The sequence below is a fragment of the Herbaspirillum hiltneri N3 genome (assembly GCF_001267925.1).
Classification (GTDB): domain Bacteria; phylum Pseudomonadota; class Gammaproteobacteria; order Burkholderiales; family Burkholderiaceae_D; genus Herbaspirillum; species Herbaspirillum hiltneri.
On the sequence record NZ_CP011409.1, the window covers coordinates 796,103 to 817,781 of the forward strand.

The 21,679-nt window shown below is 54.0% G+C and carries 23 protein-coding genes and 1 tRNA gene; 12 read left to right on the forward strand and 12 right to left on the reverse strand.

Going from position 1 to position 21,679, the window contains the following annotated elements; genetic code table 11:
• Window positions 1–18 precede the first annotated feature (18 nt).
• Window positions 19–789, forward strand: coding sequence for a Nif3-like dinuclear metal center hexameric protein (locus F506_RS03625; protein ID WP_053195377.1), 771 nt, complete (start codon window positions 19–21; stop codon window positions 787–789).
• Window positions 790–858: 69 nt separating this feature from the next.
• On the opposite strand, the gene mscL is transcribed toward F506_RS03625, so the two are convergent.
• Window positions 859–1,290 (reverse strand): large conductance mechanosensitive channel protein MscL, encoded by a 432-nt coding sequence (gene mscL / locus F506_RS03630; protein WP_053195378.1) that lies wholly within the window; start codon window positions 1,288–1,290, stop codon window positions 859–861.
• A gap of 255 nt (window positions 1,291–1,545) precedes the next feature.
• On the opposite strand from mscL, the gene petA reads away from it, so the two are divergent.
• The 7 genes from petA to F506_RS03665 all read left to right on the forward strand — a co-directional run bounded on the left by petA (window position 1,546) and on the right by F506_RS03665 (window position 6,812).
• On the forward strand, window positions 1,546–2,154 hold the full coding sequence (gene petA / locus F506_RS03635; RefSeq protein WP_053195379.1) for a ubiquinol-cytochrome c reductase iron-sulfur subunit: 609 nt from the start codon (window positions 1,546–1,548) through the stop codon (window positions 2,152–2,154).
• A 2-nt stretch (window positions 2,155–2,156) separates the two neighbouring features.
• Window positions 2,157–3,563, forward strand: a complete 1,407-nt coding sequence (locus tag F506_RS03640) for a cytochrome b (RefSeq protein WP_053195380.1) — start codon at window positions 2,157–2,159, stop codon at window positions 3,561–3,563.
• 22 nt (window positions 3,564–3,585) lie between these two features.
• Window positions 3,586–4,350: a cytochrome c1 gene (locus F506_RS03645; protein ID WP_053195381.1), complete on the forward strand. Its 765-nt coding sequence runs from the start codon at window positions 3,586–3,588 to the stop codon at window positions 4,348–4,350.
• 249 nt (window positions 4,351–4,599) lie between these two features.
• On the forward strand, window positions 4,600–5,211 hold the full coding sequence (locus F506_RS03650) for a glutathione S-transferase N-terminal domain-containing protein (protein WP_053195382.1): 612 nt from the start codon (window positions 4,600–4,602) through the stop codon (window positions 5,209–5,211).
• Window positions 5,212–5,352: 141 nt separating this feature from the next.
• Window positions 5,353–5,832, forward strand: coding sequence for a ClpXP protease specificity-enhancing factor (locus F506_RS03655; protein WP_053195383.1), 480 nt, complete (start codon window positions 5,353–5,355; stop codon window positions 5,830–5,832).
• A 24-nt stretch (window positions 5,833–5,856) separates the two neighbouring features.
• A tRNA-Thr gene (locus tag F506_RS03660) sits at window positions 5,857–5,932 on the forward strand.
• A gap of 301 nt (window positions 5,933–6,233) precedes the next feature.
• The gene (locus tag F506_RS03665) at window positions 6,234–6,812 is read left to right on the forward strand and encodes a TMEM175 family protein (RefSeq protein WP_053195384.1); all 579 of its coding nucleotides are present in this window, start codon (window positions 6,234–6,236) and stop codon (window positions 6,810–6,812) included.
• 163 nt (window positions 6,813–6,975) lie between these two features.
• Here the strand turns inward: F506_RS03665 and F506_RS03670 are convergent, their stop codons facing one another.
• Window positions 6,976–8,205, reverse strand: coding sequence for an FAD-dependent monooxygenase (locus F506_RS03670; RefSeq protein ID WP_053201226.1), 1,230 nt, complete (start codon window positions 8,203–8,205; stop codon window positions 6,976–6,978).
• A gap of 140 nt (window positions 8,206–8,345) precedes the next feature.
• Here F506_RS03670 and F506_RS03675 point away from each other — a divergent pair, with 140 nt between their 5' ends.
• Complete coding sequence (locus tag F506_RS03675; protein WP_053195385.1) at window positions 8,346–9,275, forward strand: LysR family transcriptional regulator; 930 nt, start codon at window positions 8,346–8,348, stop codon at window positions 9,273–9,275.
• A gap of 114 nt (window positions 9,276–9,389) precedes the next feature.
• Here F506_RS03675 and F506_RS03680 read toward each other — a convergent pair whose 3' ends face one another.
• The 6 genes from F506_RS03680 to F506_RS03705 form a co-directional block, all read right to left on the reverse strand.
• Entirely contained in the window at window positions 9,390–9,806 is a 417-nt protein-coding gene (locus F506_RS03680) for a hypothetical protein (RefSeq protein WP_053195386.1), read from the reverse strand.
• A gap of 533 nt (window positions 9,807–10,339) precedes the next feature.
• A complete protein-coding gene (locus F506_RS03690; protein ID WP_053195388.1) occupies window positions 10,340–10,672 on the reverse strand; it encodes a hypothetical protein in 333 nt (110 codons plus the stop codon).
• A 90-nt stretch (window positions 10,673–10,762) separates the two neighbouring features.
• On the reverse strand, window positions 10,763–11,074 hold the full coding sequence (locus F506_RS03695) for a hypothetical protein (RefSeq protein WP_144423987.1): 312 nt from the start codon (window positions 11,072–11,074) through the stop codon (window positions 10,763–10,765).
• 113 nt (window positions 11,075–11,187) lie between these two features.
• Window positions 11,188–11,571, reverse strand: coding sequence for an SMI1/KNR4 family protein (locus tag F506_RS22515; RefSeq protein ID WP_083457563.1), 384 nt, complete (start codon window positions 11,569–11,571; stop codon window positions 11,188–11,190).
• 66 nt (window positions 11,572–11,637) lie between these two features.
• Complete coding sequence (locus F506_RS03700) at window positions 11,638–12,225, reverse strand: hypothetical protein (RefSeq protein ID WP_144423988.1); 588 nt, start codon at window positions 12,223–12,225, stop codon at window positions 11,638–11,640.
• 40 nt (window positions 12,226–12,265) lie between these two features.
• Window positions 12,266–13,147 carry a hypothetical protein gene (locus F506_RS03705; RefSeq protein ID WP_144423989.1) on the reverse strand — a complete coding sequence of 294 codons (882 nt, stop codon included), beginning with the start codon at window positions 13,145–13,147 and terminating at the stop codon, window positions 12,266–12,268.
• 844 nt (window positions 13,148–13,991) lie between these two features.
• On the opposite strand from F506_RS03705, the gene F506_RS03710 reads away from it, so the two are divergent.
• The gene (locus F506_RS03710; protein WP_053195392.1) at window positions 13,992–15,125 is read left to right on the forward strand and encodes a hypothetical protein; all 1,134 of its coding nucleotides are present in this window, start codon (window positions 13,992–13,994) and stop codon (window positions 15,123–15,125) included.
• 487 nt (window positions 15,126–15,612) lie between these two features.
• On the opposite strand, the gene F506_RS23835 is transcribed toward F506_RS03710, so the two are convergent.
• The 4 genes from F506_RS23835 to F506_RS03725 all read right to left on the reverse strand — a co-directional run bounded on the left by F506_RS23835 (window position 15,613) and on the right by F506_RS03725 (window position 19,364).
• Window positions 15,613–15,774, reverse strand: a complete 162-nt coding sequence (locus F506_RS23835) for a DUF6680 family protein (RefSeq protein WP_407638213.1) — start codon at window positions 15,772–15,774, stop codon at window positions 15,613–15,615.
• 747 nt (window positions 15,775–16,521) lie between these two features.
• Window positions 16,522–16,938, reverse strand: coding sequence for a GtrA family protein (locus F506_RS03715; protein ID WP_053195393.1), 417 nt, complete (start codon window positions 16,936–16,938; stop codon window positions 16,522–16,524).
• Window positions 16,931–17,911 (reverse strand): glycosyltransferase family 2 protein, encoded by a 981-nt coding sequence (locus F506_RS03720; RefSeq protein ID WP_053195394.1) that lies wholly within the window; start codon window positions 17,909–17,911, stop codon window positions 16,931–16,933. The genes F506_RS03715 and F506_RS03720 overlap by 8 nt, the downstream gene beginning before the upstream one ends.
• 10 nt (window positions 17,912–17,921) lie before the next feature.
• Window positions 17,922–19,364: a DUF6056 family protein gene (locus F506_RS03725; protein WP_053195395.1), complete on the reverse strand. Its 1,443-nt coding sequence runs from the start codon at window positions 19,362–19,364 to the stop codon at window positions 17,922–17,924.
• Window positions 19,365–20,452: 1,088 nt separating this feature from the next.
• Between F506_RS03725 and F506_RS03730 the strand changes: the two genes are divergently transcribed.
• Window positions 20,453–20,797 carry an ATP synthase subunit I gene (locus F506_RS03730; RefSeq protein ID WP_053195396.1) on the forward strand — a complete coding sequence of 115 codons (345 nt, stop codon included), beginning with the start codon at window positions 20,453–20,455 and terminating at the stop codon, window positions 20,795–20,797.
• Window positions 20,794–21,609, forward strand: a complete 816-nt coding sequence (atpB, locus tag F506_RS03735) for a F0F1 ATP synthase subunit A (protein ID WP_053195397.1) — start codon at window positions 20,794–20,796, stop codon at window positions 21,607–21,609. Before F506_RS03730 ends, atpB begins: the two co-directional genes overlap by 4 nt.
• Window positions 21,610–21,679 lie beyond the last annotated feature (70 nt).

Consider the following 21,679-nt stretch of genomic DNA (forward strand, 5'->3'; position numbering starts at 1 on the left):
TAAAGATGAGGATGAAAGATGACCCTGCGCACAGTCACTAGGGATGAACTTGCCAACTACCTGGCGCAAACGCTGAATATCGCACAATACCGCGATTATTGCCCAAATGGGCTACAGGTGGAAGGGCGCGCCGAAATCGGCCTGGTCGTCAGCGGCGTCACGGCCAGCCAGGCGCTGATCGAGGCGGCGCTTGATCTCAAGGCCGACGCCATCCTGGTGCATCACGGCTATTTCTGGCGTGGTGAAGATGCGCGCGTGATCGGCACCAAGCACAAGCGGCTCAAGGCGCTGCTGGCCAACGACGTCAACTTGTTCGCCTACCATTTGCCCTTGGACGGCCATCCGGAACTGGGCAACAACGCGCAACTGGCGCGCCAGTTGAGTCTGGCCGGCAGCGATCGTTTCGGCGAAGAGAAGCTGGGCTGGCTTGGGGTGCCTGAAGCCGACGCCAATATCGCGACGGTCGGCGACCTGGCACTCCTGATCGAGCGCCGTCTCGGCCGCGCACCGTTGCTGATCGGCGAGCCCGGCCAGGCGCTCGGCAAGATCGCCTGGTGCACCGGCGCCGCGCAGGGTTTCCTGGGTGACGCCATCGCCGCCGGCGCCTCGGTCTACATCAGTGGCGAGATCTCCGAGCCGACCGTGCATCTGGCGCGCGAAACCGGCGTCGCCTACATCGCCGCCGGCCATCACGCGACCGAGCGCTACGGAGTACAGGCGCTGGGTGCGCACGTGGCCGACCGTTTCGGCATCCGGCATCAGTTCGTCGACGTCGACAACCCGGTCTGATTGTCGCCCGACCCATGAAAAAAGCCCGCATCGCGCGGGCTTTTTCGTTGAAGCAGCATCAGCGTGCGCTCACTTCCTGAGCGAATCGCGGATTTCGCGCAGCAGCACGATGTCTTCCGGCGGCGCGGCGGGAGCAGCAGGTTCTGCATCCTTTTCATGCGAGGCCAGGTCGCGCGCCTTGTTGATCATGCGCACCATCTGAAAAATGATGAAGGCCAGGATCAGGAAATTGATCAGAATAGTCAGGAAATTGCCGTAGGCGAAGACCGCGCCGGCTTTCTTCGCTTCCACCAGCGTCAGCTGCGTACCCTGGCCGTTGAGCGGCAAGTAATAGTTGGCGAAATCCAGTCCGCCGAAGATGCGGCCCACCACCGGCATGATGATGTCCTGCACCAGCGATTCGACGATCTTGCCGAACGCGCCGCCGATAATCACACCGACTGCCAGGTCGACGACGTTTCCCTTTAGCGCGAAAGTGCGGAATTCTTGCATCATGCTCATCTTTTTCTCCTAGAAATTGTTGCAAAACGATGCAGTCGGTTATATCGTGCTTCGATTAAAAAGTAAATTGCTGGCAATTTATTGCACAATACCAAGCACGAGACATTTCCCTATGGAAGACTTGAAATATTAAAAAAGTTCCATAAATTGCATTTCCCGAATTTTATTCGCTTTAAAAGGCATCCCAGGTTAGTTATAATCTAGGGTTGCTGGAAGTTCCGTGCAGTTTTCGTATTTTCACTAATTGGGGTTGGTATGAGTAACGAAAAACAGGTCGACTCCAGTCGACGCGGATTGCTCGTCGCGACTTGTGCGGCGGGTGGTGTGGCTGGATTGGCTACAGCGGGGGCTTTTGTTTCCACATTTCAACCATCAGAGCGCGCCAAAGCCGCCGGTGCACCGGTTGAAGTAGATATTTCCACGTTGACGCCGGGCGAAATGCGCACCGTGGAGTGGCGCGGCAAGCCGGTGTGGATCCTCAAGCGTACGCCGGAAATGATCGAGTCGCTCAAGAAGGTCGATGCCCAGGTGGCTGACCCGGAATCCAAGCGCACGGAATTCTCGACCACACCCGAATACGCCCTCAACGAATGGCGTTCAATCAAGAAGGACCTGCTGGTCGTGGTCGGCATCTGCCCGCACCTCGGCTGCTCGCCCAGCTCCAAATTCCAGACCGGCGCGCAACCGTCGCTGCCGGACGACTGGCAGGGCGGTTTTCTGTGTCCTTGCCACGGTTCAACGTTCGACCTGGCGGGCCGGGTCTACAAGAACAAACCGTCCCCAGACAACCTCCAGGTTCCACGGTACATGTTTGAAGGTGACACCAAACTGGTCATCGGCAAAGATGAGAAAGGCGAGGCGTAATCATGGCTGCATTCCAAGAAAAACAATTGCCCAAAGACGCTCCGGTATCCGCCAAAGCATTGAACTGGGTTGACTCCCGCTTCCCGCTGACTTCCACTTGGAAAGCACACCTTTCCGAGTATTACGCTCCCAAGAATTTCAACTTCTGGTACGCCTTCGGTTCGCTGGCGCTGCTGGTGCTGGTCATTCAGATCGTGACCGGGATTTTCCTGGTGATGCACTACAAGCCCGACGCCACGCTGGCGTTCGCTTCGGTCGAATACATCATGCGCGACGTCCCGTGGGGCTGGCTGGTGCGCTACATGCACTCGACCGGCGCGTCGGCGTTCTTCATCGTGGTCTACCTGCACATGGTGCGCGGACTGCTGTACGGTTCCTATCGCAAACCGCGCGAACTGGTCTGGCTGTTCGGCGTCGCCATCTTCCTGTGCCTGATGGGCGAAGCCTTCATGGGCTATCTGCTGCCATGGGGCCAGATGTCGTACTGGGGCGCACAGGTGATCGTCAACCTGTTCGGCGCGATTCCTTTCATCGGGCCTGACCTGTCGCTGTGGATCCGCGGCGACTACGTCGTGTCCGACGCCACGCTGAACCGCTTCTTCTCGTTCCACGTGATCGCCATTCCGCTGGTGCTGATCGGCCTGGTCGTGGCGCACATCATCGCGCTGCACGAAGTCGGCTCGAACAACCCGGACGGCGTTGAAATCAAGGAAAAGCTGGACGCCAACGGCGTTCCGCTGGACGGCGTACCGTTCCATCCTTACTACTCCGTGCATGACGTCATGGCGGTTGCCGTGTTCCTGATCGTCTTCACCGCCGTCGTGTTCTTCGCGCCGGAAATGGGTGGCTACTTCCTCGAATACAACAACTTCGTCCCGGCCGATTCGCTGAAGACGCCACCGCACATCGCACCGGTCTGGTATTTCACGCCGTTTTACTCGATCCTGCGTGCAACGACTTCCGACTTCATGGCCTACCTGATGGCCGGTGTCGCCGCTTACGTCGCGCTGCTGGTGTTCCGCTCCCAGCGCAGCGGCGTCTTCAAGATCGCCGCGATCGTCATCGGCGTGGCCGTGATTGCCGGCATGGCCATCTTCGACGCCAAGTTCTGGGGCGTCGTCCTGATGGGCGTGTCCGTCATGATCCTCGGCGGCCTGCCGTGGCTCGATCATTCGCAAGTCAAGTCGATCCGCTATCGTCCAAGCTGGCACAAATATGTCTACCTGGTCTTCGGTATCGCCTTCGTGGTTCTCGGCTACCTCGGCGTGCAACCGCCGACCGCCGTCGGCACCATGATCGCTCAGATCGGCACCTTCATCTATTTCGGCTTCTTCCTGTTGATGCCATGGTGGAGCGCATTGGGTCGGTTCAAGCCGGTTCCCGACCGCGTTACCTATCATCCGCACTAAGCCAGCCGCCAAGAGGATAAAAATGACATTGCTGAAAAGACTGATCGCGACTCTCGTGCTGCTGCCGGCGCTGGCTTACGCCAACGAAGGCGGCTATCCGCTGGACAAGGCGCCGAATCGCACCACCGATGTGTCGTCGCTGCAAAACGGCGCCAAGCTGTTCGTCAACTATTGCCTGAACTGCCACTCGGCATCGGCCATGCGTTACAACCGCCTGCGCGATATCGGCCTGACCGAAGACCAGATCAAGAACAACCTGTTGTTCACCGGTGAAAAAGTCGGCGACCTGATGAAAACCACCATGCTGCCGCAAGACGCCAAGGCATGGTTCGGCGCAGTTCCTCCGGACTTGTCCGTGATCGCCCGCGCCAAGGCCTCCGAAGCCGGTTCCGGCCCTGACTGGATCTACACTTACCTGCGCACCTACTACAAGGACGACTCCCGTCCGACCGGTTGGAACAACATGGTTTTCCCGAACGTCGGCATGCCGCACGTCCTGTGGGAACTGCAAGGCATCCGGGCACCGAAGTTTGCAGAAGAGAAAGATCCGCATGATGAAGGCAAGACCATCCATAAATTTGTGGGTTTTGAACAGTTGAAACCAGGCAAGTTATCCGCGGTCGAATACGACAATGCGGTGGGGGATCTGGTCGGCTACTTGCAATGGATGGGCGAACCCGCGCAAAATACGCGTAAGCGCCTCGGCGTCTGGGTTTTGCTGTTCCTGGGCTTGTTCCTGGTGTTGGCATGGCGTCTGAACGCCTCCTTCTGGAAAGAAGTCAAGTAAGAACCTGTTCACGATCTTACTGCGAGGCCGTGATCCGGCGTCGGGCGGTGCTCGGAATCCTCATGTACTCAAGTACATTCCAAGGGTTCCAACTGAGCTCCGCTCCGTCCGACACCGGCTGACGGCCTCTCGCTACATATCGTAAACAGGTTCCAAGGCAGAGTTTTTCGTGCCCGCGCAGTCTGCGGGTGTACGTATCGGGGTGAGGCGTACGGCGTCTCACCCCTTTGTTTCTAAGGCACTACAAAAATGATGGTTCTCTACTCGGGCACAACTTGCCCATTCTCGCAACGTTGCCGCCTCGTCCTGTTCGAAAAGGGCATGGACTTTGAAATTCGCGACGTCGACCTGTTCAACAAGCCGGAAGATATTTCGGTCATGAACCCCTACGGCCAAGTGCCGATCCTGGTCGAACGCGACTTGGTGCTGTACGAATCCAACATCATCAACGAATACATCGACGAACGTTTCCCGCATCCGCAGCTGATGCCGGCCGATCCGCTGATGCGCGCGCGTGCACGCCTGATGCTGTTCAATTTCGAAAAGGAATTGTTCATCCACGTCCACACGCTGGAAAACGAAAAGACCAAGGGCGCAGAAAAAGCCCACGAAAAGGCCCGCGCAGAAATCCGCGATCGCCTGACCACGCTGGCGCCGCTGTTCCTGAAGAACAAGTACATGCTCGGCGACGAATTCTCCATGCTCGACGTCGCGCTGGCGCCGTTGCTCTGGCGTCTCGACCACTACGGCATCGAACTGTCGAAGACCGCAGCACCGCTGATGAAGTACGCCGAACGCATCTTCTCGCGTCCGGCCTACATCGAAGCGCTGACGCCTTCCGAAAAGGTCATGCGTCGTTAATCGACAGAGTCCAGCAGCAAGCAACATCAGTATCATTGCGCCTCGCCGGTTGATCCACACAAGGGACAATCGGCGAACGCATTTAGGACTGCCGCCTCAGCGCAAGCAAGCGCAGTTCGTCTTTCCGGATCGGTTTACGTCATGCCAGAAGTGTCTACCAAACCCTATCTCCTGCGCGCCATTTACGAATGGTGCACGGACAACGGCTACACGCCGCACATCGCGGTCGTCGTGGACGCCAGCACACGCGTCCCCATGCAATTCGTCAAGAACGGCGAGATCGTCCTGAACATCAGCTTTGAAGCCACCAGCGGCCTCAAGATGGACAACGACTTCATCAATTTCAGCGCCCGTTTCGGCGGCGTCTCGCGCGACATCTCGGTCCCGGTCGAAAACGTCATCGCGATTTACGCTCGTGAAAACGGCCAGGGCATGGCCTTCGAAGCACCGTCCGTGCTGGCCGTCGGCGACACCGAAGATGCCCCGGAATCCGCACCGGCGCCGGGACTGGCATCGGTCCCGACTGCTGATAAAAACGACGCTGGCAGCAAGCCGGCGCCGGATAATGAACCGGAACCACCAAAAAAAGGCGGAAGGCCTGTACTAACCAGAATTAAATAGGTTATAATCGCGGTCTCAGTTTTTGCTGGCTTAGCTCATCTGGTAGAGCACCTGACTTGTAATCAGGGGGTGGCGGGTTCAAGTCCTGCAGCCAGCACCAAGTTTCAAAAGAAAAGGCCCACCGTTCGGTGGGCCTTTTCTTTTTTGCTCCGCAACGCACTTTTTTGCGGAGCGGCCTATTTTTTGGTGATTTTATGCAGTCACTAAAACGGGATAATTTCTACTCGCAAAAATAGCCCAATTTAGTTGGGCTATTTTTTTGCCGCTTAGGTCTGCTTCCGGCCGATTGTGGTCCCACGCCTGGGACTTTGCAGGAGTGAGAATGCCCGTCCTGTCTTGCTGGGCTTGATCGTGCTCGAGAGGATTGACGCCAGGCACGTTTCCATGGATGCTGTGGTCCCATGAATAAAGCACGACTGGAAGCATTCAGCGACGGCGTCATCGCCATCGCCATCACGATCATGGTGCTGGGCCTCCAGATGCCACACGGGGCGGGTTTGGGCGAGTTGCTCAAACTGGCCCCACAATTTCTCAGCTACGCGCTGAGCTTCACTTATGTCGGCATCTACTGGGTCAATCACCATCATCTGCTGCAACTGGTCAGCCACGTCAACAGTCGCATTCTCTGGGCCAACCTGCATTTGTTGTTTTGGCTGTCACTGATCCCCTTCGTCACCAATTGGGTCGCGGAGCATCATCGCGATCCTGTACCGGTAGCCTCTTACGGCGCAGTGCTGCTCATGTGCTCGATAGCGTTTCTGGTGTTGCGGCGTACGTTGATTGCAGGGGAAGGGGGCGACTCCCGGCTGGCGAAAGCCAGCGGCAAAGGCATAAAGAACTCCGCCTCGATCTTGTTGTACGCGCTGGCCATTCCCTTGTCAGTCTGGAATCCCCTGGCCGGTAACGTCATCTATGTCGTGCTTGCCGTGCTCTGGTTCGTTCCAGATCATCGCCTGGAAAGTTCCGGTACTCGCAGCTAAAGTCAGCTGAGCATACTCGTAGTTCTTAAGTGCCTTCAAGATTCGCCGCATTCGCATGACCATAGCTCTTCTCTTATGAATGATGAAAAGAGCTATGACCGCTCCTGGCCGTTAGCTGACTTCTAGGGACATGACTTTCTATCCGTGCGGAATTCAGCACACATCATTCAATGCGGTACAGGTTGCTAAAGCCACCTTCCTTCGCTGACGTGCTGTCAGCGCCACCAGGCATCGGCAGGCCTTGTCCCCATCCGGCTGCCAAGACCTGCACGTCACGCACAGGATCGGACGCCTTGGCTCTCTCGTTGCGGATGCGACATGTTTCAGGATCTGTGGCGAACAATTCGCGCGCGAAGAACCGGCCCTGTTCCGCCAGCCTTGTGGTTTTGGGGCCGCGAATTGTCGCAAACGCCTGGAATATTTCTTCCAGGCCTCCACTCGCACCATCCAGGCACCGGGCCAAATGCCACGCATCTTCCAGCGCCTGGCAGGCTCCTTGCCCCGACGTCGGCAACGGCGCGTGTGCGGCATCCCCGACCAGCAGTACATTCGCTCGACTCCATGTATGCAACGGCTCCAGATCATGCACTGCAATCAGCCGGATGGCATTCTCGGGCGTGGCACGGATGATGTTTGAGACCGGCTCAGGCCATTGCGCGAACAGATTCTCGACCTCCTTCTTGTGCATACCTGCGGTGGGCGTGGCCTCATTCAGGGGCCGTGCCTGCGCCGCGGCCCAATACACCAGATCGGGGCGAATCGCCACGCAACCAAAGCGCTCGCCCGCGCCCCAGAAGTCCTGAATCGAAATATCGTCCACCAGCGCATGCGGCCCCTGCGCTACACCGATCCAGTTCACAAAGCCTTGATAGATTGGTCTGTTGTCACCCGCGACAAACTTGCGCGCCACTGACTCCATGCGGCCATCCGCGCCAATGAGTAGATCCGGGCAGATGCTCGTGCCATTTTCGAAATGGGCCACGGCTCTGCCATGAGCATCCAGCTCAATGGCCACGGCCCGGCGCCCGAATTCCACCGGAATCCCCGCCCGTGCTGCATGGTCCAGCAACACCTCCTGCAAGTGCCTGCGCAGCACCGTGTAGGTTGGGTACCCCATCGTCCGGTCCAGTAAGCCAATATCGAGGCCCCCCAGTGCATTTCCCGCAGCATCCTGGCGACGCATTGTCAGCGGCCGACCGCCAATGGCTTCAATGTCTTGCAGGAGTCCCAGTTCTCCCAGCACAAAGCTGGCATTGGGCCAAAGCGTCACACCGGCCCCCATGGTTGCCGGCACCGCACGGCGCTCATAGATCCGAGGGCTGTAACCCTGCTTGTGCAATGCCAGTGCCACGCTCAGGCCCGCAATGCCGCCGCCAAGTATTCCAATTTCCATGCTGAAGCTCTCCTTGTCCATACGGTGCCCGATGCACGCTCCACCGCGTCACATCGGGAAAAAGGGCATCTTAAATTTCACCACTACAGAGAACTAGCATGCAAAAATGGGACATTTTCATACCTTAAACGGGATAATCAATGCGCGATGCACTCGATCTGAATGCTGTCCGCGTCTATGCGGCAGTGGTTGATGAGCAGAGCTTTGCCGGCGCATCGCGTCTATTGGCCATGCCTTCCTCCAACGTCAGCCGCCACGTTGCCGCACTGGAGCGCAGACTCGGCACACGCCTGCTGGAGCGAAGCACCCGTCACCTGCGTATGACGGAAGCCGGTCGACTGCTCTACGAACGAGTAAAGCCCTTGCTCGACACCCTGCTCTCCACGCAGGAAGAGCTGGGTGCAGTACAGCGCGAACTGCGCGGTCCGCTGAAGATGTGCATGCCCGGAGAGGCACCAAGGCTGCTGGCGCCCATCCTCGCCGAATTCTGTAGCCTCCATCCAGGCATCGAGCTCGAATGCGATACCCGGATGACCGGGCTGGAGGCACTTCGAGAGGATGTCGACCTTTCCATTGTCTTCCACCGGGGCCATCAGGAGGACAGTGCTTTCATCACCCGCGAACTCGCCACACTGCCCAGCATCGTGGTTGCCGCCCCCTCATTGCTGGCCAAGACTGGCATCCCACACCATGTGCGCGAACTGAAGTCTCTGCCCTGCATCACCACCCTTAGTGCGCTGAAGGGCCAGCCCTGGCAGTTTCAGGACGCTACGGGCGAAATCGTCAAGGTGCCGGTCCGCAGCCGTTACCGAGTCAATAGCGGAGAACTTGCTGTGGCAGGCGCACGGCAAGGCATCGGCTTCGCGATTGTGGCGGCCTATCCTTGCCAGGAAGACCTTGCTACGGGGCGATTGCAGGAGGTGCCACTGGACCTGTGTCCTGCGCCACTGAAGTTGTTGGGGGCATACAGTCATCGCCATTCCGTGACGGCGCGTGTCCGGGCGCTACTGGAATTGATACAGATACGGTTGGCTGGCGCGTTTAACCCGTCTATGGGACCGCAGACCTAGAGGAAGCGCAGTGATCGAAGTCGTCCACTGGGCGCACATTGGGGGCTTTCGGAGCACAAGAAGTCGCTCAGTATGACTTTCTCGATGTCTGCATCTGGCCGATTACGGACATCTTCAGTTATGCTGATTGCGTATCCACCACAACATCGTTTTTAGTTCATTACGTTTGTTCTCGTCGGGCTCTAACTCCAATATCCCTTCCAAGCACTGGTTGCAAATATCGACGCCATACGTAGATGCGAGGTAGTGAGGGAGCTGTTCGACACTACGATTCCAATGACCAAGTACCGACTGAATTATTACGTGCACATCGGCAGCATAACGAGGTTGTATCTTAACCAAGAGTTGACCACCCAATTCCTGACGTTCATAGGAATTTTCCTGCTTGAAAATATTGATAAGCGCTTTAGCCACTTGCTGTTGCTCGCACTTAGCAAGCACGGATGCAAGAAATGCGAATTGCTGGGGATTGCCAGCGCCGAATCTATCTGCCGATGTCGTCACTTTTTCATAGATTTCGTCGCTGTTCATTCGAATCCTTCTTAGACTTTTGTATTTGTAAGATGTCCGTTTCTGGCCGGAAGCGGACTTCAAGTGACCATCCGTTCTCTACTCACAGGCCACGAATTGGCCATCGTCAAAGATAAGTTATAGCGAGCATAGATTGGCTTAAAAGCTCGTTATATAAGTTCAGCATACAAATACCTGAGTATTACATCGCCCGTATCTGAATTCGCGAGCAGATAACTGCCCTTCCAGTTATCCCAGCCGCTAGAGATTTCAAGGTCGGCACGTAAGAACGAGGGGTTTATGCCTTCATCGAAACCGATAAGGGTATCTCCATGCCTAATGAATCCCAATTCGTTTTCAAGCTTGGCGCATGCCTGTTTGTATGCCACTGAATTGTAATCGCCGAAATCGAGAGATACATGTCCGTTTGCACAGATAGTTAAGGTTGGGTTCATGGCAATGCTGTCTAAAGTCTGAGTTCAGATCACATATGATTCTCAATGTAGGTCCGCTTCTGGCCGATTGCGGACGCTGCCTTCACCCAACGAAGATTTTTAAATCTGCTGTGCAGAGACCTTCGATTTTTCGAGACGAAAGAGCATGATCTTCCCAAGATGAGAAGGTTGCCTCAACAACGACTCCCGCAGTTGTTTTTCATAGTCGAGGTTAGCTGATTCTATTCCATGAATAATTCCCCAACAAACCTCAGCACTTGGGTCATCTGGAAATCTCTCAAACACGCGGAACAGGACTGGCAAACAGTCCTCAGATATTTTGGTCGACTGCCAAAGTTCGGCAAGGAGGGTATCTAAACCGAGCCAATTACCCTCTGCGCTGGGTTCAAACTTGTCGATATTAGACAGAATTTCATTTTTTGAACGGATCATCGTTTGATTCTTCTCAGTGGAACATGAACATAGAGAGATTAGGGCTTGGATCGAAGGTCAGCTTCTGGCCGACTGCGGACTTAGAAAAAGCTACGTCGCCTCGCCTATCTGGATATCAAAGCCTGCATCTTTTGCGACCTGCGGCCAATTCGACTCGGCAAGACCACTACTCACTAAAATATCTCTCCAATCAATCTCTGCGCCGGCAACGCCGGCCAACAATCTTTCAAGGTGCGCCTTAGATGACATAAAAATCGCTACCTGAACGCGTGCACGGGTCGCCGTCCACTCCTTGTCGAGAGGCGGCATTGTCATACCAGACAATGCAGAAATAGCTACTTCGGCTTCTTGAGCTGGGAATGTAGCTCTAACCTTCTTTTCAACTGGCGGAAAGATTCTCATCTTAGAGTCAAATTAACGTAATTGTGAATCACAGCTTTATCATCGCATACTGCATTCCGCAAAAAACGCTCTTGCAGAGACGACCGCTTCTGGCTGAAAGCGGACGAGCTAATTCACTTTCGTTCCACACATACCTGTTGATACCACAGCTCGAGCGTTGACCATCGTTCGCTTGTTGCGCCGTCGTGAGACCAATACACAATATCTCCGTCGGACGTAATGCAAAAATAGTCGCCGTTATCTTCGATAAACGGTAAATAGTGACGAGGAACTCCCATCACTTTCCATGCGGTTTCTGCAATCTCCACCAAGTCACAGTATCCCGACCCTGGCAAAACGACTGCTGGAGTGAACACTGCATTCGCTACGTCTCCTCCACTAAGAAGAAACTTTCGATAGTCCGGATGAAATTTCATCCCTAAACTATTTTCAGCAGCATCAATCTCCAAGTCTGTCGGGAGGCGAAAGGGGCTATTTTTTGCATCAACTTCGTTCATATTTTTATGCTCTTGGCTTTAGGAGAGAAGTCTGCAACTGGCCGATTGCGAACGTCCATGCAAAACCTACAGAGCCGGCCATTTCCCCGATGCGACGATTCGCCCGACAATAGATCCCGCAATGATGCCAAGAAGACAGATGAGCCACTTTTCCATACGATCGAAATAGAAGGTCTCCAAAACAGTATGGAGCAGTATCCACGCCATGACCAGTCCGAAAAAGGCCCCAATTCCACCGTACATACGCCGGTCGAGTTGCATTGCGCCGATTTGGTAATTTGATGGAGGTTCTTGCGATCGACGTTTGACATTGACGTCGCCGTGGGCACCCAAGCGAAAGACAAAATGTAGAGAACTCTGGCCTATTACTAGTCCCACCGGTGCCTCTGGCGACGTATCTGCTTTCCAGCGAACCTCACCTGACGGGTAGACTTCCGCGAGCTGTCGGCCATCCACCTCGACGCTGAGGCGATCGTTAGTGGACGAATACTGTAAGAAATCCTTTGCACATATTTCCTGTAACAAGGCTTTAAGCGTCGTGCTACTACTTACCCTGTGGATGGCCTCGAGATTGCCCATTTGATCATCTGCTGAGCAGCATGCCTGACGAAAAACGTTGATCCGCATATTTTTACTGGATGAATGGGCTTCCAAGAACCTAGTCGGGTGGCAGTGAGAATTTAGTTAAAGTATTTCAGCTTTTGGTCGAGAGCTGCTGTCGGTATCGTCGGAATTGTAAGTAAAGAAGAACGATCGAGACGCTACTGACCCCGATAGCCCAATTCCTGAGTTGCCAAAGAGATGGCCCAATCTGCGCAGTGTAGGGAGAAGCGTATTTATAAAGAAATATCTGCATCAGATACACGGAGAAGGCGATAGCCAAGTTACTTACTCTGGACACGACACCAGGGGTCTTCCCTATCCATTCGGCAATAGCAATCATAGGCAACGCAAGAAAGGCTAGCTTGTCTCGATAGAGTGTTTGTGGATATATCTCGGTAATTCCCAAGACAATCGCATTGAGACTCCAGAATGCAAAGATTGTGGTCAGCACATACAAACATGCGCCTAGTCGGCGCCGGAGGGGAGTGCGTGGCCGCTGAAGTGTCGTTGGCGACGAAAAGTAAAGGTGAGCGTCTTTGCGATAAAGCAGATAGACGAATACGACGAAGCAAGGGACAGAAAACAGCAGCTCTACAAAGAGAATTTTTTGCGTCTGTTGATACATGAAAAAAATGAGCGAGAAACCTAACAGTCCTCCAATGATGTATCCCCATCGCGCCCATCGCTGTGCCCACAGGAGTCCGATAGCGATGAAGAAGTTGGCACAGTTCCATGCTTCAAATAATTGCCATTGCAAGCGACTGCCTATCGGCGCGCGGGGAAGAATCGCAACCTCCTGCATGTAGCGGCCAAACAGTAGAAAATAGATTGCGGTACCGCCTAAGTGGAACAGCATGAAATAGACAAGTACAGTAACGCCGTCTGGTCGACGCGCGCTAATAGCGCTAGCGTTTTCTGCTGTTTCCAGGGGGGCTGTATTTTGTTGGCGAGATTCAGGAGCTGGTGATGTCATGGTAATGAGATAGCTCTCGTATTTCCACGTTCTAACGCATGGCGCAAATAAGCTACCTCCCTCACCCACACGAAGGACAAGCGGGCTCCGGAAAAAGTGAAATTAATGTGAGCGAAAGACAGGCTACTCGATTGTTTTGCGCCACTGTAACAGTGTCATGAAGCAATGAAAAGCTTCCGGCAACAGATTTCGCGTACGGGTAAGTATGTTGCTAGGAAAGGGTGGAACAGATGAGCCGCTTCTGGCCGATTGCGAACGTAATGTTAGTCGGTTGTGTCCACGAAATTAAGGGCCAGTTGATTACGAGCGTACGCTATATAACTACGCAAAAATGTCATCAACACGCACGGCTCTCAAAAAAAGAACTCGCGTCGCCTATCGGATGCTTCGAGCTGAAGGGAAGTGCCAAAGTATGGGATTTCTCAAGCGTCAATGGAGGCGATTAGAGCGAGATCTGTTTCGTACCCGTGCTTTTGATACCTATTTTTCCACCGAGAAGATCCCTGAAAATAGAGCTCGATTTGCGGATGCTCAAAAACGGATGCTAAGGCGTCTCGATAGCTTACGGCAGGATCGCAACTACTTTCTTTAATGAAAATGTCTCATTAGGCTGGATAAGTTACCGCTGTCTGGTAAATTAATCGGCGAAGAATTTCATAGGATCAGCGCTTACCCAAATAGGCCAACGCAGTAGCGAAAGGATAGGGAGCGTAACTTGATATCCGCAATCGGAAAAAGCTGACATGTCAGTGTCGGTGTGTAGATCTAGGGACCGTTAGAATAGTCAAGTAGAAGTAATTTGGGAGCTTTACCCTTTGCGTTGCCATTGCACACACCATACTAAATGATGACAACTCCACGTCACAATTTCGCCAGCAACCTCGTCTTAGCCCAGACAGACGCTGACTTGCAACAGCAACTTACAATCCACTTTGGCACGAGCGATCTTTCCGCGCCGAACAAATCACCTCTTGTTACTACTACTACAGACGTGATGAATTGGGTAGTTCAAAAGGCCCGGTCGATGTACAAAGCGGAGCCTGAGAAACTTGTTGCAGCCATATCGAGTTCTGCAACAAAAAATGCCCTAGCCGTTTGGAGTGGATCTGGCAGGGACTGGATCGTTTTTAGCGAAGGTCTGATGGAGCTTCTGCGTGATCGGGTTGATAGCGTAGCAGAACGTTTTGAGGAAGCGTTTCCCGATCTCATGAATACCACTCTGATGCAGCGTCTTCTAACCAGGAGTCCTTTACCTGGCGGCTTTACGACCTCATTCAGCTCCTTCTTATACTTTGCAGCAGTAGCGTTCTTCACCGGGCACGAGGCCGGACATCACCTTGCTGGGCATAAGTCTCAGTATCCTAGGCAAGCACACGCAGAAAATTCGGAGAGCGGCGCCATTGATGTCGACGGCGCTTGGCTTATCGGGCAAGCATTAGAGCGTGATGCCGACCTGTTGGGCATAACTTTATGTCGCATCGCTGTGAGTAGCTTGCTGGGTCAATTGTGGGAAGTGGATGAAGCAGAGAATCTGTCGGCAGACGAACGCAAGTGTTTCCAGCGTGTTCTTGCCGCGCTAATATCGACAGGTGCATTGACGGCAGCAGTGTTCATCAAGCCCAAGAGCATCGACTGGACAAACCAGCCTAATGTTCTACACCCCCCGGCAGTCGCTCGACTACTGACGCTTGCCGCGAGCATATCTCTTGCGATAAAGAAAAACTTCCACGACTTGGACGGCTTCTACCGGAGATGGATACGACTGATGTCATTGGAAGTTGCTGTCGGTGCCACTATCACGCCCGGAACAAACGCCGACCGGATACATCAGGAACGCATTGCGCGCGGTGGCGAACTCGCCGCGATTCGAGCGACGGGGATTCGAAAGGCGTTGCACGATCCGATGTTCCGAAAGTACATGGCTCAGTTGGATGCGACGATTAAGGAGATCCGACCTGGTCTGAAACCTAGAATGTAGCCTGTTGCAGATATTGCTTGGTCCTTGTACCGCCGGCTGGTGGCACATCCCTCCTAGTCGACTTCCTGTCGTAGTATCGCAGGGCATTGAAAGCGTATCATCTTGGAGCAACTCCATCTCTCTCCAAGATAGCTATCCGAGCTTTCAAGTCTGCATTTTCGCCCTCCAGCGCTCTAAGTCTGCCTTGTTTTAGTTTTTCATGGCGAGCGACCATTCGACTAAGCTGCTTATTAACTCCGTCACCCGTTGCATCATTTGGATACTGACTTACTTTCCCTTGTATTCGAATTGCTCGCCAGCCATGGTGCATCCTCCGAGATTAGTCTTTTTTGACTACACGGATGACGTCTTGAATCACTGCGACAGTTCGCTCCATGAATTCGCGCGCGTCGGGTGAAAGGGCGAGGTTTGCCTCAATGGAGTCAAGCTGTCGTTGTAGGAGAGTCTGAAAAAGACGAGTCTGCTCCGGGGCTTGGGCTGATGCGTATTAATTTTCGGAAGGATCTACAGACGCAGCTGGAATATTCGTAATTTCCATCTTCAACGAACTGTTCCCTGCAAGAAGTGCCAACATTCGTGTTCGAAATTCTTCTTGTTGACTTTCAATGTTACTGACTGCGGTCGGGCTATATGGTCCTCGTGCTGCCATGGTGTCGCTCCTCTGGAGAAGGCTCGACAAGCGTATCAATTCATCGACTGGCCTTGGTCCAGCCCGAGGGGGTTACTCCCTAAGTGGGTCAGTTTTCGATGCAAATCAACGTTTTCACACGACAGAGATTTTTTGATGTCGTCGAACATTTCTTCATGGAAACGTTTTGCTTTTTTGCGTCGATACAGCTGTCTAGGCAGGCCTTGGCAGCATTTTCCCTAAAGCCACGGGTCGGAGTATGGGTGTTGCGCGTACAATCGAGCGTTCCCGTTGCTTGCCTGTGTCCCGTTAGGACAAGGAGCGCGCAGATTCCGGCAAAGTTAAGGGGGCATTGCTGACAAGCCAACTCGAAGTGTCTGTGATGTAGCTCTCCACTAAGCTTTTCTGAGGCCAATCGGCAAATTAATGCATCCCCAATTGATGCTTCGGCAAAATTATGGGGAAAGCTTGCGTTTCGTGATTCGCTTTTGGGCTAAGCCATTCCAAAAAAACAATGCATGAATGGCCTTGGACGCCTTATGTGGCAGGGTAATGGGGGCAGTTCGCGGCATTTTTATGAGTGTCGTACCACTCTGGTTTGGGAATCATCATTATGCCGCTCGGCATGTACATGCGTCCCATCAAGTAGATAGGCCTCTCATCTACGGGAGTCCGCCCGTTAAAATTGTTTGCATTTTGTTAATTCTTTCTCCGAAGGTGCATACGCCAACCTAAAGTTTTTTTGGCGGGATGAAGAGGTCAAACCTATTATTCTCGTTCGGCAAATGCCCAAGCTGCGCTGAACACATAGTTGAAAACCAGGATCAGGGCTGTCACGCCCAGTTGCGCGATCCGGTAGTCCCAGTCGGTGGCCTGCAGCACAAGGTGGAGCAGCAGGGTATTAAGCGCCAGACTGGCGCCGGCGATCAGCAAGAAGCGCAAAATGGTCTTGCGGAATTTCTGCTCGCTGCGGAAGGTGAGCTTGTGGTTGAGGAAGAAATTGACCAGAGCTCCGGCCAGCGCTCCGCAAGCGGTGCCTGTTACGGCGGACTTTCCACAGAGTTCGACCAGTGTCAAGAGCACCGCGTAGTGCGTCAGCGTACCTATCGCGCCTACCAAGGCAAAGACCAGGAATTGAAGCAGCGACAGTTGTCCGCGCTTCTCCTCGACGGAAGTTCTATTCATTATCCGAGTAACGGAGCTGCCCGCCACTGTCGTCGCCATCCGCGTAGCGCTTGCGCACCACGTAGACGGGGCGCTGCTTGCTTTCCATATAGATACGTCCGATGTATTCCCCCAGTATGCCAATGCCGACCAGCTGTAGGCTGCCGGTAAAGAGGATCGCGACCAGCAGCGAGGCATAGCCGGGCACGTCAACGCCGTGAACCAAGGTCCTGATGACAATGTACAGGGCGTAGCACGCCGTCACCAGCGTTCCCATGGCACCGACATAGGTCATGATCTTCAACGGCGTGGTGCTGAAACTGGTGATGCCCTCTAGCGCGAAATTCCACAGTTTCCATCCAGAGAACTTGGTGATTCCGATTTCGCGCGCTTCCCGCTTGTACTCGACCGTTACCGTCTTGAAACCGACCCAGGCGAACAAGCCCTTCATGAAGCGTTGCCGCTCGGGAAGCTGTCGGAGCGCTTTCACGACGACGCGGTCCATCAAGCGGAAGTCGCCGACGTTCTCCGGGATCTTGACGCCCGACAGCGTATTGTGGAAACGGTAGAACAACGCCGCGGTCTTGCGTTTGAGATAGGAGTCACTGCTGCGGTCAACCCGCTTGGCCAGAACGACTTCGGCACCTTGCTCCCAGTGCGCGATCATTGTTTTGATTAGTTCGGGGGGATCCTGAAGATCCGCATCGATGGGAATCACGGCGTCACCGTCTGCGTAGTCGATGCCAGCCGTCATGGCGGCTTCCTTGCCGAAATTGCGCGATAGCTCCAGTACCGTGAAGCGCGGGTCGAGCGATCGGACCTGCATCAATTCCTGGAGCGTAGTGTCCTTACTGCCGTCATCAATACAGATGATCTCGAAGTCGTATCCGTGGATCGCGGCCAGGATGGCGGCGATCGAACGAGCAAAGGAATGTACGCCACCCCCCTCATTGTAGAAGGGGACCACCAGCGATATTTTCTTGGTTACCGTCATTGTATGTCGATCATTGTGCAGTCACATCCGTCAGGTGGAAATACTTGGCGAAGCAGACGTTTTCCCATTCGCGCGCATCGTTCCGTATGTCGTTGAAGTAGGTGATGGGGCTGGGTTCGTGGGTGTAGGCCATTACCGTCAGGGACCCACGGTCGGATCGATTGACCAGCTCGAAGCGGGCATCCATCAGTTCTCGTAGCTTCGCACTTTGCTGGATTTCGCTCCATATCGGTGCGATTGTCGCATTCGGCAGGACGAAGAAGGAAGCGATGGTGGCCAACACTACTGTGCCAATGATCGAGGCCAGTATGGGGCGTCGAGCGTCGTCGCGGGTCCTGCGCTTGTCGTTGAGCCAGATCGCAGCCAGGCATGCGATCAGGTTGACAAATAGGAAGTCGATCGTCCTCGAGCGTTCCGGGCCAAGGTCGTTGAGGGCATAGGCCCGTGGGAAGATGCCAGCCCAAAGCGCTAGCATCAGGCAGAGAACGATGGGAACGATATGGGAGCGCCGGGGGCCGGAGCGATGGTCGATGCGGCATGCCCACATGAAGATGGAAAAGACCAACGTATGAGCCACAATGACGACTGCGTATTTCGAAATGAGGATGCGCAGCGACGCGCCGACGGCGTGCAGGATGCCGGCATCATGAATCTTCGTGGTTGCGCGCACGAAGTTCCCGGGGGCGGCACCAGCGACGATCGTTCCTGAGATCGTGACCAGGGCTGCGATCAGGTACAGACGGTCACGTTTTTGTTTGAACAGCAGCGAGCCGCTCAACAGGCACACCAGCACCATATGCGACAGCGAGGCCACTTCATTAAGGCCTGCCAATACGAAACCGCCCAGTGCCAAGGCGGCAACCCGCTTTGCGCCAAGTTCGACTGCGCCCGAATAGATTTTCCACTCTTCCGCGATCAATGCCAGCAGCAGCGCGCATGCCGTTCCGTAGGTGGCTCCGCCAGACAGCCAGAATAGCGACTCCCGCATCCGGAAGGTCGCCATTAGCATCAGGCAGAACAGCATGAAAAAGGCGGGAGATCGCAGGTTGACGGCACGTAGAAAATGCCAGGCGGCCAGCAGGTTCAGCGTCAGGATGGCGAGTGGAACCAGGTAGTAGTGGCCCAGCAGCAGCGATTCGATGCTAGCGAAGGCGGAGATCAGTACCGTGGCGGAGAAGCGGCCACCCCATGTGAAGTATTCGTTGACCACATTCTGGATGATGCCGCGTTCCTGAGCGCCGGCGCCGTAGCAAAAATCGTCTACGGCAGGAATCGCATGCCAGGCATTCCATAAGATCCAGCCTAGGAACATGATCGCGAGGGCAACGAGAATCGTCCTGGTGAAGGCAGCCAATCCAGCGTCAGAAATGTCGACTTTTTGCCGGAGTGGTGATTGGAGCTTGCTTGTCATGAGATCGAAGGCCTTGAAATAAGAATTATCGGGCGCCAACATTATATTTCAACAAGCTTGCCGACTGGGTGGAATGACGATCTGAAAAACAGAGTGGAGTTACCTGGAATTTGGTAGGTAGCTCATTTTCGTGCGTGCGCGCTTCAAACTCGTTCGGACTGACACTGCCAAGATAACTGTGTCGTCGCAGCATGTTGCAGAATCATCGATGTATTCGGCCAGGTCAAGCGTGGCGGCTTCGCACTGTTTTGGCAATGGCATCAATGATTGACTCGCTGTGAATGGTCGATCGGACGGCTCAACCAACAATTTTCTAGAGAATAAGTTCATCGCCACGGCTAAGCAAAGGCAGCCCTGCCAAGTTCGGATATAGGTGATGTCTGCTACCTAAGCTCCGTTTGGTCTAGCTACCGTGAATTGACGTTGAAGCAGGTTGGGAATCAATGCTAGCGGCTTTGAAGCCGGGATTGGCGACAAGAATCCCATAAGATAGGCGCGAGTATGCGTACAATCGGCCAGTGCCACTGGCGGGGGGGTCTCGCCAGGACGGAGTGAGCCCAAATTTCGGCAAAGTTAGAGGTGCATTGCTTGGAAATTGATTCGACGTGTCTATGTTTTGGCCCTGCACGAGCCTTTTTGAGCCCATCCAGCAAATTAATGCATGTCCATTGCATGTTTTAGTAAAAATTATAGGGTTAACGTGTGTTTTTAGACTCGTGTTTGCATTGATTCAACTCCAAAATTCAATATGTGAATGGCCTTGAGCAGGTGTGTGCGATAGGCAATAGGAGTAACTCGCGGCATCCTTATGAGTGTCTGACCAATCTCAGTCACATCTTGGTTTTGTGCATTTTTGCCCATCCGGATCGCGTTTTTGTCAGTCCGATGACAGCATTCCCGAAGTTTGTTCGGTGTATTTTGCATTACCTTGCAGGTAATGGTCCCTCGCCCGATTTTGGCTCACAATGCAGCTGTATGTTAAAGCCGACAACTAACCTGCAACTTGACGATATATCACTGTAATCGTGCGTTAAAAGTTTGACGGATTCGGACGCAAGCCTTTATAATCGCCGGGCTTCTAAACCGCCGTCTGCTCATAATGAGTGCGGCCTGCACGATATTGGATATATATGCTGCGCATCATCCTTCTGCAGCTTGTGGCCATGGTCGTCGCTGCATGTATTGCTGGTTTGCTGGGCGGGGTATCTGCGTTGTGGTCTGCATTGCTGGGCGGGATGTGTTGCTTCATTCCCAATGGCCTGTTCGCCCTGCGTCTCTATACAAGTACTCGCAAGCCTGGTGGGGCTAACCCGATGACGTTTTTGTTCGGGGAATTTATCAAGATTGCTACGACTCTTGCGCTCATGGGCGCAGTTGTTTGGTTGTATCGCGGTGTGAACTGGCTCGCATTTGTGCTGAGCTTCATCGTGGTGCTTAAAAGTTACTTAATTTTACTGTTTAGACATCGACCATGACTGCTGCTGCGCACGCACCTACTGCTTCAGAATACATCGTCCACCATCTCGGACATTTCTCCTCGCAACACCAAGACAAGATTGTCGATTTCTCGATTATCAACATGGACACCATTTTCTGGTCGGTGTTCTGCGGCGTGGTCGGCTGCCTGTTCATGTACCTGGCTGCGCGCAAGGCCACCTCGGGCGTGCCGGGCCGTTTCCAGGCATTCGTCGAAATGGTGGTCGAGATGGTCGAAGACCAATCCAAGGCCATCGTCCACGGCGACCGTACTTTCATCGCGCCGCTGGCGCTGACCGTGTTCGTCTGGGTCGCCCTGATGAACTCGCTGGACTTCCTGCCTGTCGATCTGGTGTCGGGCATCATGCGCCTGGCGGGCATGGAAGAAATCCATCACCGCATCGTTCCTACCGCCGACCTGAACGGTACATTGGGCATCGCCCTGGGCGTGCTTGCGCTGATGCTGTACTACAGCTTCAAGATCAAAGGTGTGGGCGGCTTCATTCATGAACTGTTTGCGGCGCCGTTCGGCATCTGGCTGGCGCCTTTCAATCTGCTGTTGAATATCATTGAATTTGCTGCAAAGACCGTGTCGCTGGGCATGCGGTTGTTCGGCAACATGTATGCGGGTGAGCTGTTGTTCTTGCTGATCGCATTGCTGGGTTCGGCTGCTACGGCATTCGGCTTTGTCGGCCATGTCATCGCAGGTTCGATCTGGGCAATTTTCCACATCCTGATCGTGCTGTTGCAAGCATTCATTTTCATGATGTTGACACTGGTTTACCTCGGCCAGGCGCATGAGGCGCACTAACAAGGCTGCTGTACGGTTTTAGCTTTTTGGTTTGTTTTTTGATTTTCGTATTAACTTTAACTTTCTAAGG

Coding starts and splice junctions, on each gene's coding strand:
- F506_RS03625 (WP_053195377.1), top strand. CDS start 19: ATGACCCTGCGCACAGTCACTAGGGATGAACTTGCCAACTACCTGGCG.
- F506_RS23835 (WP_407638213.1), bottom strand. CDS start 15,774: ATGGCAGCACGAGGACCATATAGCCCGACCGCAGTCAGTAACATTGAA.
- F506_RS03695 (WP_144423987.1), bottom strand. CDS start 11,074: ATGAGAATCTTTCCGCCAGTTGAAAAGAAGGTTAGAGCTACATTCCCA.
- atpB (WP_053195397.1), top strand. CDS start 20,794: ATGACTGCTGCTGCGCACGCACCTACTGCTTCAGAATACATCGTCCAC.
- F506_RS03710 (WP_053195392.1), top strand. CDS start 13,992: ATGATGACAACTCCACGTCACAATTTCGCCAGCAACCTCGTCTTAGCC.
- F506_RS03730 (WP_053195396.1), top strand. CDS start 20,453: ATGCTGCGCATCATCCTTCTGCAGCTTGTGGCCATGGTCGTCGCTGCA.
- F506_RS03720 (WP_053195394.1), bottom strand. CDS start 17,911: ATGACGGTAACCAAGAAAATATCGCTGGTGGTCCCCTTCTACAATGAG.
- F506_RS03690 (WP_053195388.1), bottom strand. CDS start 10,672: ATGATCCGTTCAAAAAATGAAATTCTGTCTAATATCGACAAGTTTGAA.
- F506_RS03650 (WP_053195382.1), top strand. CDS start 4,600: ATGATGGTTCTCTACTCGGGCACAACTTGCCCATTCTCGCAACGTTGC.
- F506_RS22515 (WP_083457563.1), bottom strand. CDS start 11,571: ATGAACGAAGTTGATGCAAAAAATAGCCCCTTTCGCCTCCCGACAGAC.
- mscL (WP_053195378.1), bottom strand. CDS start 1,290: ATGAGCATGATGCAAGAATTCCGCACTTTCGCGCTAAAGGGAAACGTC.
- F506_RS03670 (WP_053201226.1), bottom strand. CDS start 8,205: ATGGAAATTGGAATACTTGGCGGCGGCATTGCGGGCCTGAGCGTGGCA.
- F506_RS03680 (WP_053195386.1), bottom strand. CDS start 9,806: ATGAACAGCGACGAAATCTATGAAAAAGTGACGACATCGGCAGATAGA.
- F506_RS03655 (WP_053195383.1), top strand. CDS start 5,353: ATGCCAGAAGTGTCTACCAAACCCTATCTCCTGCGCGCCATTTACGAA.
- petA (WP_053195379.1), top strand. CDS start 1,546: ATGAGTAACGAAAAACAGGTCGACTCCAGTCGACGCGGATTGCTCGTC.
- F506_RS03715 (WP_053195393.1), bottom strand. CDS start 16,938: ATGAATAGAACTTCCGTCGAGGAGAAGCGCGGACAACTGTCGCTGCTT.
- F506_RS03705 (WP_144423989.1), bottom strand. CDS start 13,147: ATGACATCACCAGCTCCTGAATCTCGCCAACAAAATACAGCCCCCCTG.
- F506_RS03675 (WP_053195385.1), top strand. CDS start 8,346: ATGCGCGATGCACTCGATCTGAATGCTGTCCGCGTCTATGCGGCAGTG.
- F506_RS03725 (WP_053195395.1), bottom strand. CDS start 19,364: ATGTTGGCGCCCGATAATTCTTATTTCAAGGCCTTCGATCTCATGACA.
- F506_RS03640 (WP_053195380.1), top strand. CDS start 2,157: ATGGCTGCATTCCAAGAAAAACAATTGCCCAAAGACGCTCCGGTATCC.
- F506_RS03645 (WP_053195381.1), top strand. CDS start 3,586: ATGACATTGCTGAAAAGACTGATCGCGACTCTCGTGCTGCTGCCGGCG.
- F506_RS03665 (WP_053195384.1), top strand. CDS start 6,234: ATGAATAAAGCACGACTGGAAGCATTCAGCGACGGCGTCATCGCCATC.